The organism is Ancylobacter sp. TS-1 (genome assembly GCF_009223885.1).
GTDB lineage: Bacteria > Pseudomonadota > Alphaproteobacteria > Rhizobiales > Xanthobacteraceae > Ancylobacter.
On sequence record NZ_CP045144.1, the window covers coordinates 3,249,743 to 3,261,738 of the forward strand.

Sequence of the window (11,996 nt, forward strand, 5' to 3'; positions counted from 1 at the left end):
TCCTCGCCCGCCTGTCCTCTTTCTCGCCGGGAGCCCGCATGCGCATCGTCTTCATGGGCACGCCCGATTTCGCGGTGCCGACGCTGGTCGAGATCGTCGGCGCCGGCCACGAGGTGGTCGCCGTCTACACGCGCGCGCCGGCGCAGGCCGGGCGCCGCGGGCTGGAAATGGTGCCCTCGCCGGTGCACCGCACGGCCGAGCGCCTCGGCATCCCCGTGCTGACCCCGGCGACGCTGCGCGACGCGGCGGCGGCCGAAACCTTCGCCGCGCATCAGGCGGACGTCGCGGTGGTGGTCGCCTATGGCCGCATCCTGCCGCAGAACATCCTCGACCTGCCGACGCTCGGCTGCCTCAACCTGCACGCCTCGCTGCTGCCGCGCTGGCGCGGCGCCGCGCCGATCCAGCGCGCCATCATGGCCGGGGATGCCGAGACCGGCGTCGCCGTCATGAAGATGGAGGCCGGGCTCGATACCGGGCCGGTCGGCCTCGTCGAGCGCGTCGCCATCGGGGCGGACATGACGGCGGGCGAACTGCACGACCGGCTGATGATCGTCGGCGGCGACCTGATCGGCCGCGCGCTGGCGGCGCTGGAGCGCGGCGCGCTCGGCTTCACGCCGCAGCCGGAAGACGGCGTGACCTACGCCGCCAAGATCGACAAGAGCGAGACCCGCATCGACTGGGGCAAGCCGGCAAAGGCGGTGCACGACCATATTCGCGGCCTCTCGCCCTTCCCGGGCGCGTGGTTCGAACTCGACGGCGTGCGGGTGAAGGTGCTGCGCTCGACGCTCGGCGACGGCGCGGGCGCACCCGGCACGGTGCTGGACGAGGCGCTCACCATCGCCTGCGGGGACGGTGCCGTGCGGCTCGTCGAGGTGCAGAAGGCGGGCAGCCGGGCGATGGCGGCGCAGGAATTCCTGCGCGGCACGGCGCTCGGGCCCGGCGCGGTGCTGGCATGAGCGCGCCCTTCATCCGCGCACTCACGCCCCCGGATCACGCGCACTGGCTGCCGCTGTGGCGGGCCTATCTCACCTTCTACGAGGCGTCGCTGCCGGACGAGGTGACGGCCACGACCTGGGGACGCCTGCTCGACCCCGCCGAGCCGGTGCACGGCGCGCTGGCCTTCGACGGCGAGGGCCGGGCGGTCGGGCTGGTGCACTGGATTTTCCACCGCTCGACCTGGGCGGTGGGCGAGGTGTGCTACCTCAACGATCTCTATGTCGATCCCGGCCAGCGCGGCGGCGGCTTCGGCCGCGCCCTGATCGCCCATGTGGCGGCGGATGCCCGCGCGCAGGGCGCCGCCAAGGTCTACTGGCTCACCCACGAGACCAACGCCACGGCGCAGCGCCTCTACAACGCCGTCGCCGAACGCACCGGCTTCATCCAGTACCGCAAGGTGCTGGAGCCCTGAGGGAAAGATAGGGCGCGCCGGCGAGCGTCATCCCGGACGACCGCAGGCCGATCCGGGATCGCGTCGCATGGCGCGCGACCCCGGCTCTCGCGACGCTCGGCCGGGATGACGTTCCGGCGAAGAGTGCCTCACTTCCCCGGCTGGGCGACCACGCGCAGATAGGGCTTCAGCGTCTTCCAGCCCTGCGGAAACTTCTCCTTCGCCGCTTCGTCGCTCACGGAAGGAACGATGATCACGTCGTCGCCGTCCTTCCAGTTCGCCGGCGTGGCGACCGAATGCTGGGCGGTGAGCTGGAGCGAGTCGATGACGCGCAGGATCTCGTCGAAGTTGCGCCCCGCGCTCGCCGGATAGGTGAGCGAGAGCTTCAGCTTCTTGTCCGGCCCGACGACGAACACCGAGCGCACCGTCATGGTGTCCGACGCGTTCGGGTGGATCATGTCGTAGAGGTCGGCGACCTTGCGGTCCTGATCGGCGATCAGCGGGAAGTTCGGGGCGTAGCCCTGCGTCTCGGCGATGTCGTCCGCCCATTTCGCATGGGCGTCGAGCGGGTCGACGGAGAGCCCGATCACCTTGACGTTGCGGCGGTCGAATTCGGGCTTGAGCCGGGCGACCTGGCCAAGCTCGGTGGTGCAGACCGGGGTGAAGTTCTTCGGGTGCGAGAACAGCACGCCCCAGGAATCGCCGAGCCACTCATGGAAGCGGATCGGGCCTTCGGTGGTTTCGGCCTCGAAGTCGGGGACGACGTCCCCAAGACGCAGTGTCATGACAGCCTCCTGAATGCGGCGGAAAGTGAAAAGTCTATAATTCTTGTATTATACTGCCGGGCGCCCCGCTTAGGAAGCGCCATAGCGCGCCCCCCGTCGGGCCGGCATGGAACCGACGCCTGTTCCGCACGTTACAGCACGGGCGGCCGGACGGCTCTGTGACGTAAGGGGCAAACGCCCGCACATTTGCGGGAGCGTGCCTCCACGATCGCGCGTTTCCGCCCTACGCCACGTCAAACGGGCGCCGCGCCGCATCGGCCGGGGCCGCTGCATCTGGAGAGGGAACATGCTCAAGATCGTTGCGATTTCCGCCGTCGCGCTCAGCCTCGCGGCCTGCACCACCACCGAGCGCCGGACGGCGGGCGGCGCGCTCATCGGCGGCGGCACGGGAGCTGTGATCGGCGGCATCGCCGGCGGCGGCACCGGCGCGGCGATCGGCGCGGGCGTCGGCGCGGGCGCCGGCGCGCTCATCGGCGCGGCCACCTCGCCCGGCGACTGCTGGGCCTATGACCGTTATGGCCGCCGCGTGGCGGTGCGCTGCTGACCGCAGCGCCGACAACAGACAGAGCGAGGCGGCCCCCGAGCGGGGCCGTTTTCGTATTTCCCTACTGGCTCGCCCACAGCACGCGGGCGATCCAGGCGATCTCGCCTTCCTGAAGCAGCCGGTCGGGATGCTCGGGGTTGAGCGAGCGCAGTTCCACCGTGCGGGCGGTCTGGCGCTTGAGTTCCTTGGCCAGCACCTCGCCCTCGCGCGTCTTCACGATCACCCGGTCGCCGCGCCGCACCGGCGCGGCCGGCGAGACCACCACGACATCGCCGTCGCGATAGAGCGGCAGCATGGAATCGCCGGCAATCTCCAGCGCATAGGCGTGCTCGTCGCCGACATCGGGAAAGGCGATCTCGTCCCAGGCGCCGCCGACCGGAAAGCCCGCATCGTCGAAATAGCCGCCGCCGCCTGCCTGCGCGAAGCCGATCAGCGGGATGGCGCGCCGCGCCGCGCCCGTCCCGTCCACCAGCGCCATGAAATCGTCGAGGGGGGTGCCGGTGGCGGCGAGGATCTTGGCGATGCTCTCGGTGGAGGGCCAGCGCGCGCGCCCGTCCGCCGCTTCCCGCTTGGAGCGGTTGAAGGTGGTGGCGTCGAGCCCGGCCCGCTTGGCCAGCGCCGAGACGCTCAGCCCGTGGCGCTCGGCCAGACGGTCGACGGCCCGCCATATCTGTGCGTGGGTGAGCATGGCGCCTGTTCGGAATATGGTCAGATGAATAGGAATTATACCCTATTTCGGCCAAAGTCCAGCCGTGTTCCGAACCGCGTCCGCGCCTCTGGACAGCCCGGCCGCGCGGCCTAGGATGCGCGCCCCCGCCACGGAGGTCAGCGATGCCGGAGCCGAGCCAAGACCGGGACAGCGCCACCCGCGCCTTGCTGATGGATGCCGCCCGGCGTGCGGCCGACTACCGCGATGCGGATGCCGGGCGCGAGCGGCCGGTCATCGGCTATGCCGAGGCGGTCGCGGCCTTCGACGGCGAACTCCCCGCGCGGGGAGAGGAGCCGCACGCGGTGCTCGACGCGCTTGTACGTGCCGCCGAACCGGGCCTGCATTCGACCACCGGGCCGCGCTTCTTCGGCTGGGTGATCGGCAGTTCGCATCCTGTCGGCGTCGCCGCCGACTGGCTGACCTCGGCCTGGGGGCAGAACACCGCCAACCATGTCGCCGCCCCGGCCGCCGCCGCCGCCGAGACGGTGGCCGCGCGCTGGCTGCTCGAATTGCTGCGCCTGCCGGCCGACGCCTCGGTGGGCTTCGTCACCGGCGCGACGATGGCCAATTTCGTCGGCCTCGCCGCCGCGCGTGGCGAGGTGCTGCGCCGTGCCGGCTGGGATGTCGCCGAGCGCGGGCTGTTCGGCGCGCCGCCGGTGCGGGTGGTGATCGGGGACGAGGCGCACAGCACCGTCTTCTCGGCGCTCAACTATCTCGGTTTCGGCCGCGAGAGCCTGGTGCGCGTGCCGACCGACGCGCAGGGCGCCATCCGTCCCGACGCCTTCGCGCAGGCCTTGCCGCGCCAAGGGCCGCTTATCGTGGTGACGCAGGCCGGCCAGCTCAACACCGGCGCCTTCGACCCGCACGACAGTCTCGTGCCGCTGGCCAAGGCGCGTGGCGCCTGGGTGCATGTGGACGGCGCCTTCGGCCTGTGGGCGCGCGCCTGCCCCTCGCGGGCGGCGCTGGCGCGCGGCGTGGAACTGGCCGATTCCTGGGCGACCGATGGCCATAAATGGCTGCAGACGCCGTTCGATTGCGGCTATGCCATCGTGCGCGACGGCGAGGCGCACCGGCGGGCCATGACCATCGCGGCGAGCTATCTGCCGCCGGTGCAGGGGGGCGAGCGCGATCCCTCCCATCACGTGCCGGAACTCTCGCGCCGCGCGCGCGGCTTCAGCACCTGGGCGCTGCTGCGCCATTTCGGCCGCGACGGCGTGGCCGAAATGGTGGAGCGCCATTGCGCGCTGGCGCGGCGGCTGGCCGACCGCCTCGCCGCCGAGCCGGGCGTCGCGGTGCTCAACGACGTCGTGCTCAACCAGCTTCTGGTGCGCTTCGGCGCCGACCGCGACATGGCGGCGGGCGACGCGGCCACGCTCGCCACCATCGCGGCGATCCAGGCCGAGGGCACCTGCTTCGCCGGCGGGGCGAAATGGCGCGGGCGCTGGGCGATGCGGGTCTCGATCATCGGCGCGGCGACGTGCGCGGCGGACATCGACCGTTCGGCCGAGGCGATGATCGCGTGCTGGAGGTCCGTTGCCAGCGCCGCCGCGCAGGGCTAGAGCCTGACCGGCGGCGCGAGCCGTCGCATGCGGGGGCCTTTGACGTGACCGACATCATCTACAAGATCGCGCCGCGCGCGCTCTGGCACGAGGCCGAGGCGGCGGGGCGCTTCGAGGGCGCGCCGGTCGACCGCGCCGACGGCTTCATCCACTTCTCCACCGCCGCGCAGGTGGCGGAGACGGCCGGCAAGCATTTCGCCGGGCAGGACGACCTTCTTCTCGTGGCCGTGCGCACCGATGCGCTCGATCCCGACGCGCTGCGCTGGGAGCCCTCGCGCGGCGGCGCGCTGTTCCCCCATCTCTACGGCCCGCTCGGTCTTGGCGCCGTGGTGGCCGTGCGCCCGCTGCCGCTGGGCGCCGACGGCCGGCACGTCTTTCCCGATCTGGAGGGCTGAGCCATGCGCGCGCTGCTCGACCTCGCTCTGCCGGCGGCCCGTCTCCTCGACCCGGAGACGGCGCACGGCCTCGCCATCCGGGCGCTGTCCGCCTTGCCGGCCCGCCCGCTGCCGGTGGACGATCCGCGCCTTGCCGTGAACGCCTTCGGCCTCGCCTTCCCCAATCCGGTCGGGCTGGCGGCGGGCTTCGACAAGGAGGCCGAGGTGCCGGACGCGCTGCTCGGCGCCGGCTTCGGCTTCGTCGAGGTCGGCACCATCACGCCGCGCCCGCAGCCGGGCAATCCGCGCCCGCGCAATTTCCGCCTCACCGAGGACCGCGCGGTGATCAACCGCTACGGCTTCAACAGTGGCGGCCACGGCCCGGCGCGCGCCCGGCTGGCGGCCCGCAAGGGCAGGGCCGGCATTGTCGGGGTCAATGTCGGGGCCAACAAGGATTCGACCGACCGCGCGGCGGACTATGTGGCGGGCATCGCCGCCTTCGCCGGGCTCGCCACCTATTTCACCGCCAATGTCTCCTCGCCCAACACGCCCGGCCTGCGCGACCTGCAGGAGGAGAAAGCACTCGACGACCTGCTGGCGCGGCTCGTCGAGGCGCGCGAGCGCGTGGCGCCGGGCATTCCGCTGCTGCTGAAGATCGCCCCCGACCTCGCCCTGCCGCATCTCGACGCGGTGATCGAGGTGGTGCGCCGGCGCCGCGTCGACGGGCTGATCGTCGCCAACACCACCATCTCGCGCCCGGCGGGCCTGCGTTCGCGCCATAGCGGCGAGACCGGCGGCCTTTCCGGCCGGCCGCTCTTCGCGCTCTCCACCCGCATGCTGGCGGAAGCCTATGTGCGGGCCGACGGGGCCTTTCCGATCGTCGGGGTCGGCGGCATCGACAGCCCGGAGACGGCGCTGGCCAAGATCGAGGCTGGCGCCAGCCTGATCCAGCTCTATTCCGGCCTCGTCTATGAGGGGCTGGGGCTGGCCGGGCGCATCAAGCAGGGGCTGCTGGCCCGCCTGTCGCGCGAGGGCACGACGCTCGCCGCGCTGACCGGCCGGCGGGCGCGCGAGCGGGTGGCGGAGCGCTTCCCCGGCACCTGAGGACGGCTCAGGCGAAGCTGCGCCGCTCCAGCGCCGGCAGCCTGATGGCGAGGAAGATTCCACGTCCGGCCATGAAGGCGAGATAGGCGATCCACAGCCCGGTATTGCCGAGCGGCAGGGTGAGCCACCAGACCAGGAAATACAGCGCCACCGCCGGGAACATGAGGTTGCGCATGTCGCGCGCCCAGGTCGAGCCGGCATAGATGCCGTCATAGGCGAAGGCGGCGACGCCGAGCAGCGGGGTGAGCGCCGCCAGCGGCAGGAAGGCGCGGCCGACCTCGCGCACCTGCTCATTGGCCGAGAGCGCGTCGATCAGCGCGCCGCCGCCGACGACCAGCAGTGCTGTCGCCGGAGCGGCGAAGCCGAAGCCCCAGGCCATCACCATGCGCACCGCGCGGCGGAAGCCGGGCCGGTCCTTCGCCCCGATGCTCTGGCCGCATATCTGCTCGGCGGCGGTCGAGAAGCCGTCGAGGAAGAAGGCCGTCACCATGACAATGTTGTAGAGCACCGCATTGGCCGCCAGCGTCACGTCGTCGTGGCGCGCGCCCTGCGCGGTGAAGAACAGCAGCACCGACATGATGAGCGCGGTGCGGATCATGATGTCGCCATTCACCGCCACCGTCTCGACGAGGCGGGCCCGGTCGAGCACGGTGCGCCAGGGCAGGCGCCAGTTGCGGCCGATCAGCCGCGCCGCCGCGCCGAGGCCGAACAGCGTGCCGACGGCTTCGGCCAGAACATTCGCCGCCGCCGCGCCGGCGATGCCGAAATCCCAGTGCAGCACCAGAAGCAGCGTCGCCACCGCGTTGACGGCGGCGATGAGGATCTGCAGCCCGAGCCCGATATCGGTGCGGGCGATGCCGACCAGCCAGCCCAGCATGGCGAAATTGCCGATGGCGAAGGGCGCCGAGAGGATGCGCACCGAGAAATAGAGCGCCGCCGCCGCGTGCACGGTCTCGCTGGCGCCCATGGCGAGGAAGGCGAGATGGGACAGCGGCAGATGCAGCGCGATGAGCCCGAGGCCCACCGCCAGCGAGATCAGCAGCGAGCGCACCAGGACGGCGCGCAGCTCAAGCGTGTCGCCGCGCCCGAGCGCCTGCGCCGTCAACCCGGCCGTGCCCATGCGGATCGAGCCGAAGACCCAGAACACGAAGTCGAACAGCAGCGCGCCCACCGCCACGGCGCCGAGCAGGGCGGCATCGCCCAGCCGGCCGATGGCGCCGGTCGCCACCAGACCCAGCACCGGCGTCGTCATCTGGGCCAGCGTCGCCGGCAGGGCTATGACGAGAAAGCGCCGGGAGGTGACCTCCACCCGGCCGCCGGAGTCCAGATTCACGGTGTCACCGCCCGCGGCTGGCGACGCGGGTGATCAGCCAGAGCGGGACGACGATGACCGCGCCGAGCAGGAAATAGCGCCACAGACGCTCGACGGTCTCGAAGCCGAAATTGAACAGATGGCGCACGAGGCTTTCCAGGCTCGTGAAGATGTTCAAGGGATCGAGCCCGAGCGCGGCGAGGATGACGCCGACCACCACCGACAGCGCGATGAGGCGCAGCAGCACCCAGAAGGGCGAGCCGCCCATCCAGCGGCCGAGATTATTGTGATGGTCGGACATGATTCACGCTCCTTGGGCGGGCGAACGGCCTTTCCCTAGCACGCCGGAAGGGCGGCGGGGAGCGTGGCTTTCGTCGCCGTCCCCTTGCCGGTCACGGGCCGACCATCCGCTCCAGCGTCGCCAGCCGGTCGGCTTCTCCCGGCGGCTTGTCCCAGCGCAGCCGGGCGATGCGGGGAAAGCGCATGGCGATGCCGGAGCGGTGGCGGGTGGAGCGCGCCAGCCCCTCGAACGCCACTTCCAGTACCAGCCCCTCGGTCGGCGTGTGCACCACTTCCCGCACCGGGCCGAAGCGGTTCACCGTATGGTTGCGCACGAAACGGTCGATCTCGACCAGCTCGGCATCGGTGAAGCCGAAATAGGCCTTGCCGACCGGCACCAGCTCGCCCGCTTCCGTCCACACGCCGAAGGTGTAGGCGGAATAATAGGAGGAGCGCTTGCCGTGGCCGCGCTGGGCATACATCAGCACGGCGTCGACGCTGTGCGGGTCGCGCTTCCATTTCCACCACGGCCCTTTCGGGCGGCCGGGCAGATAGGGGCTGTCGGCGCGCTTGAGCATCACCCCTTCCACCGCTTCCGCATCCTCCCCCGCGCCATGGGCGGCAGGGTCGGCACGGGTGGCGGCGAGGTCGTCCCATGTGGCGAAGGGAACCAGCGGGGAGAGATCGAGCCGGCCCTCCGCCGGATGGGCTGATATCAGCGCCTCCAGCCGCGCGCGGCGGGCGGCGAAGGCAAGCTCGCGCAGGTCCTCGTCCTTCTCGGCGAGCAGGTCGTAGGCGCGGATATGGGCGGGGAATTCCAGCAGCATCTTCGGCGTGACGGCCTTCCGGTTGAGCCGCTGCTGCAGCACGTTGAAGGACTGCACGCGCCCCTCGCGCAGGATCAGCAATTCGCCGTCCACCGTGCCCTCGAAGGCGAGCGCCTCGGCAAGGTCCGGGAAGGCGCCGGAAATGTCCTCGCCGGTGCGGCTGTAGAGCCGGGTGACGGCGTGCCCATCCGGGCCGGGGGCCCGCGTCGCCTGCACGCGGATGCCGTCCCATTTCCATTCGGCGCGGAACGCGGCCGGATCGAGCGCCGCGAAATCGGCGTCCTCGATGGGGTGGGAGAGCATCACCGGCCGGAACGGGGCGGGATCGTCGGTCTGCGGGCGCGGGCCCTCGCCCTGCGCCCAGGCGAACAGTTCCGCATAGGGCGGGGAAAGGCCGGGCCAGACCAGCTCGATCTCGTCCGGCTCCAGCGTGCCGAGCGCGGCCACCGCCGTCTTGGCGAGACGGGCCGAGACGCCGATGCGCAGGCCGCCGGTGATGAGCTTCAGCAGCGCCCAGCGCCCGGTCTCGTCCAGCCGGTCGAGCAGCGAGGCGAGCACCGCCGGCATCTCGGCGCGGCCCATATGGGTGAAGGCGTCGACGATGGCGGAAAGCGGAACATCTCTTTCACCTCCCTCCGAGGGGAGAGGTCGACCCGAAGGGGCGGGTGAGGGGGGAGCGACGCCGGCCCCGCCTCCCCCCTCACCCCAACCCTCTCCCCCTCGGGGAGAGGGGACAGGAGGCGGGGCCGGCCACATCAGCGCCACCGTCTCCGAGAGATCGCCGACATAGTCATAGGACAGCGCGAACAGCACCGGGTCGGTGCGCTCGCTGATGAGCTGGCGGATCAGCCCCGGCTTGGCGTTGCGGAAGCTGAGCGCGCCGGTGAGCGCGGCCAGCGCCCAGCCGCGCTCGGGGTCCGGCGTATGCTGTAGATAGTCGGCTATTAACCGAATCTTGCCGTTGCGGCGCGGCTCATAGGCGAGGCGGTCGAGCAGGGCGGCGAAGCGGTTCACGGCGCGCCCTCCGGCGCGGGGGAAGCGTCGGGCGAGGTTTCCGGCGCGGCGCCCTCCGCCTCCTCCTCGCCATAGCCGACCATGTGCAGCGGCCGCGCCTCCAGCCCTGACAGTCGCGCCCAGTGCACCAGCGCGTCCTCCTGCCCGTGCGTGACCCAGAGTTCGCCGCAGCCGGTGGCGCGGATGGCGGCCTGGAGGTCGTCCCAGTCGGCATGGTCGGAGAGGATGAGCGGCAGTTCGACGCCGTTCTGCCGGGCGCGGGCGCGGATGCGCATCCAGCCGGAGGCGAAGGCCGTCACCGGATCGGGGAAGCGGCGCGACCACACGTCCGTCATCGCGCCGGGCGGGCAGATCACCACGGCGCCGGCGCGCTCGGCCGGGGTGGCGTCGCGGGCGGGGCGGATGTCGCCGAGCGCGATGCCCTGCGATTGGTAATACTCCGTCAGCCGTTCCATTGCGCCATGGATGAGGATGGGGCGCTCATGGCCGGCGGCGCGCAGCAGCGCCATCACACGCTGCGCCTTGCCGAGGGCATAGGCGCCGACGAGATGCGCGCGCTCCGGGAACAGGGCGAGCGAGGCGGTGAGCCTGGCGATCTCGGCGGCGGGGGCCGGATGGCGGAACACCGGCAGGCCGAAGGTCGCCTCCGAGATGAAGACATGGCAGCGCACCGGCGCGAAGGGCTCGGCGGTCGGATCAGGGCCGGGCTTGTAGTCGCCCGAGGCGACGATGGTGCAGCCGCGCCACGTCAGCGCGATCTGCGCCGAGCCAAGGATGTGGCCGGCGGGATGGAAGGTGACGCCGACGCCGTTCACCTCGACCCGCTCGCCATAGGCCGCTGCCTGCGTCGCGCCGGCGAAGCCCTCGCCATAGCGGATCGCCATGATGTCGAGCGTGCGCCGGGTCGCCATGACGGCGCCATGGCCGGCGCGCGCATGGTCGGAATGGCCGTGCGTGACCAGCGCCCGCGCCACCGGCCGGGTCGGATCGATGAAGAAATCGCCGGCGGGGGAGTACAGGCCCTGTGGCGTGGAGTGGAGAAGCTCTTCCGGTCGCATCGCGGAGGATATATAGGGCGCCACCCCGCCTTTCCGCGAGATGGCTCGCGGCGGCCGACCCAGAGAACCACCCGCATGAATGCAGGCAGGCTCATTTTCTCCTCCGGCGACCCGACCGTGGATCGCCGGATCGACTGGGCGCGCGCGCTGATGGAGGAGGGCAACGCCGCCGACGCGGCCGAACTGCTGACCGAGGCGGTGGACCGCGCCGGCCATTACGCGCCCGGCTGGTTCCTGCTCGGCGAGGCCCGCGAGGCGGCCGGCGACGGCTCCGGCGCGGCGGCCGCCTTCGGGCAGGCTCTGGCGCGCGACCCCGGCGACACGCTCGGCGCCGCGCTGCGCCTCGCCCGCCTCGAGGGCGTGGTGGCCGACATGAGTGAGTCCTATGTGCGGGCGCTGTTCGACCAGTATGCCGACCGTTTCGACGCCGCGCTGGCGCGGCTCGGCTATCGCGGACCGGAGGTGATCGACGCGGCGCTGGCGGCCGCCTGCGCCGGGCTCGGCCGGCCCTATGCCTTCGCGCGCGGGCTGGACCTTGGCTGCGGCACCGGCCTGGTGGCGGTGCAGCTCAATGAGCGCATCGGCGCCATCGAAGGCGTCGATCTCTCGCCCAACATGATCGACCGCGCCGCCCGGCGCGGGCTCTATGAGCGGCTGGTGGCCGGCGAGATGCTGGCCTTCCTCGCGGCGCGGCCGGCCCGCGACGTCGACCTGATCTTCGCCGGCGACGCTTTCTGCTACCTCGCCGAGCTGGGTCCCATACTGGCGGAAAGCCGCCGCGTGCTGGAGCCGGGCGGGCTCATCGCCTTCACCGCGGAGACGCATGAGGGCGCCGGCGTATTGCTGCGCGACACGCTGCGCTACGCCCATGCGGAGGGCTATGTGCGGGCCGAACTGGAGACCGCCGGGCTCGTGCTGGTCTCCTGCGCGGGGGAATCGACCCGCACTGAGAGGGACGCGCCGGTGCCCGGGCTGGTGGTGGTGGCGCAGCGCCCGGAGTGAGGGCGCCCCTCGCAATTCGCCGCCGAGGCATTAGCTTCTCGC

Annotated in this window: 13 protein-coding genes; 7 read left to right on the forward strand and 6 right to left on the reverse strand. The window is 71.8% G+C overall.

Annotation, left to right across the window (positions count from 1 at the left end):
- Window positions 1-38 precede the first annotated feature (38 nt).
- Together fmt and GBB76_RS15240 are read left to right on the forward strand one after the other, a co-directional pair.
- Window positions 39-956 carry a methionyl-tRNA formyltransferase gene (fmt, locus tag GBB76_RS15235; RefSeq protein ID WP_152304088.1) on the forward strand — a complete coding sequence of 306 codons (918 nt, stop codon included), beginning with the start codon at window positions 39-41 and terminating at the stop codon, window positions 954-956.
- Window positions 953-1,408, forward strand: a complete 456-nt coding sequence (locus GBB76_RS15240) for an N-acetyltransferase (RefSeq protein ID WP_152304089.1) — start codon at window positions 953-955, stop codon at window positions 1,406-1,408. Before fmt ends, GBB76_RS15240 begins: the two co-directional genes overlap by 4 nt.
- A 128-nt stretch (window positions 1,409-1,536) precedes the next feature.
- Here GBB76_RS15240 and GBB76_RS15245 read toward each other — a convergent pair whose 3' ends face one another.
- Window positions 1,537-2,172: a peroxiredoxin gene (locus GBB76_RS15245; protein WP_152304090.1), complete on the reverse strand. Its 636-nt coding sequence runs from the start codon at window positions 2,170-2,172 to the stop codon at window positions 1,537-1,539.
- A 286-nt stretch (window positions 2,173-2,458) separates the two neighbouring features.
- Between GBB76_RS15245 and GBB76_RS15250 the strand changes: the two genes are divergently transcribed.
- Window positions 2,459-2,716, forward strand: a complete 258-nt coding sequence (locus GBB76_RS15250; RefSeq protein ID WP_152304091.1) for a YMGG-like glycine zipper-containing protein — start codon at window positions 2,459-2,461, stop codon at window positions 2,714-2,716.
- A gap of 61 nt (window positions 2,717-2,777) precedes the next feature.
- Here GBB76_RS15250 and GBB76_RS15255 read toward each other — a convergent pair whose 3' ends face one another.
- Window positions 2,778-3,404, reverse strand: coding sequence for a helix-turn-helix transcriptional regulator (locus GBB76_RS15255; RefSeq protein WP_152304092.1), 627 nt, complete (start codon window positions 3,402-3,404; stop codon window positions 2,778-2,780).
- A gap of 143 nt (window positions 3,405-3,547) precedes the next feature.
- On the opposite strand from GBB76_RS15255, the gene GBB76_RS15260 reads away from it, so the two are divergent.
- Genes GBB76_RS15260 through GBB76_RS15270 form a run of 3 tightly spaced genes read left to right on the forward strand, consistent with a single transcriptional unit; the run spans window position 3,548 to window position 6,462 of the window.
- Entirely contained in the window at window positions 3,548-4,984 is a 1,437-nt protein-coding gene (locus GBB76_RS15260; RefSeq protein ID WP_152304093.1) for a pyridoxal-dependent decarboxylase, read from the forward strand.
- Between the two features lie 44 nt (window positions 4,985-5,028).
- Entirely contained in the window at window positions 5,029-5,379 is a 351-nt protein-coding gene (locus GBB76_RS15265) for a DUF952 domain-containing protein (RefSeq protein ID WP_152304094.1), read from the forward strand.
- 3 nt (window positions 5,380-5,382) lie between these two features.
- On the forward strand, window positions 5,383-6,462 hold the full coding sequence (locus tag GBB76_RS15270; protein ID WP_152304095.1) for a quinone-dependent dihydroorotate dehydrogenase: 1,080 nt from the start codon (window positions 5,383-5,385) through the stop codon (window positions 6,460-6,462).
- A 7-nt stretch (window positions 6,463-6,469) separates the two neighbouring features.
- Here the strand turns inward: GBB76_RS15270 and GBB76_RS15275 are convergent, their stop codons facing one another.
- The 4 genes from GBB76_RS15275 to GBB76_RS15290 form a co-directional block, all read right to left on the reverse strand.
- The gene (locus GBB76_RS15275; protein ID WP_152304096.1) at window positions 6,470-7,795 is read right to left on the reverse strand and encodes an MATE family efflux transporter; all 1,326 of its coding nucleotides are present in this window, start codon (window positions 7,793-7,795) and stop codon (window positions 6,470-6,472) included.
- A gap of 4 nt (window positions 7,796-7,799) precedes the next feature.
- Window positions 7,800-8,075, reverse strand: a complete 276-nt coding sequence (locus GBB76_RS15280) for a DUF6460 domain-containing protein (protein WP_152304097.1) — start codon at window positions 8,073-8,075, stop codon at window positions 7,800-7,802.
- A gap of 91 nt (window positions 8,076-8,166) precedes the next feature.
- A complete protein-coding gene (locus GBB76_RS15285) occupies window positions 8,167-9,894 on the reverse strand; it encodes a cisplatin damage response ATP-dependent DNA ligase (RefSeq protein ID WP_152304098.1) in 1,728 nt (575 codons plus the stop codon).
- Window positions 9,891-10,952 (reverse strand): ligase-associated DNA damage response exonuclease, encoded by a 1,062-nt coding sequence (locus tag GBB76_RS15290; RefSeq protein WP_152304912.1) that lies wholly within the window; start codon window positions 10,950-10,952, stop codon window positions 9,891-9,893. The genes GBB76_RS15285 and GBB76_RS15290 overlap by 4 nt, the downstream gene beginning before the upstream one ends.
- 75 nt (window positions 10,953-11,027) lie before the next feature.
- On the opposite strand from GBB76_RS15290, the gene GBB76_RS15295 reads away from it, so the two are divergent.
- The gene (locus GBB76_RS15295; protein ID WP_152304099.1) at window positions 11,028-11,954 is read left to right on the forward strand and encodes a class I SAM-dependent methyltransferase; all 927 of its coding nucleotides are present in this window, start codon (window positions 11,028-11,030) and stop codon (window positions 11,952-11,954) included.
- Window positions 11,955-11,996 lie beyond the last annotated feature (42 nt).

Bases quoted from the DNA above. Each gene is read 5' to 3' on its own strand.
- fmt (WP_152304088.1), top strand. From the start codon at position 39: ATGCGCATCGTCTTCATGGGCACGCCCGATTTCGCGGTGCCGACGCTG.
- GBB76_RS15240 (WP_152304089.1), top strand. From the start codon at position 953: ATGAGCGCGCCCTTCATCCGCGCACTCACGCCCCCGGATCACGCGCAC.
- GBB76_RS15245 (WP_152304090.1), bottom strand. From the start codon at position 2,172: ATGACACTGCGTCTTGGGGACGTCGTCCCCGACTTCGAGGCCGAAACC.
- GBB76_RS15250 (WP_152304091.1), top strand. From the start codon at position 2,459: ATGCTCAAGATCGTTGCGATTTCCGCCGTCGCGCTCAGCCTCGCGGCC.
- GBB76_RS15255 (WP_152304092.1), bottom strand. From the start codon at position 3,404: ATGCTCACCCACGCACAGATATGGCGGGCCGTCGACCGTCTGGCCGAG.
- GBB76_RS15260 (WP_152304093.1), top strand. From the start codon at position 3,548: ATGCCGGAGCCGAGCCAAGACCGGGACAGCGCCACCCGCGCCTTGCTG.
- GBB76_RS15270 (WP_152304095.1), top strand. From the start codon at position 5,383: ATGCGCGCGCTGCTCGACCTCGCTCTGCCGGCGGCCCGTCTCCTCGAC.
- GBB76_RS15280 (WP_152304097.1), bottom strand. From the start codon at position 8,075: ATGTCCGACCATCACAATAATCTCGGCCGCTGGATGGGCGGCTCGCCC.
- GBB76_RS15290 (WP_152304912.1), bottom strand. From the start codon at position 10,952: ATGCGACCGGAAGAGCTTCTCCACTCCACGCCACAGGGCCTGTACTCC.
- GBB76_RS15295 (WP_152304099.1), top strand. From the start codon at position 11,028: ATGAATGCAGGCAGGCTCATTTTCTCCTCCGGCGACCCGACCGTGGAT.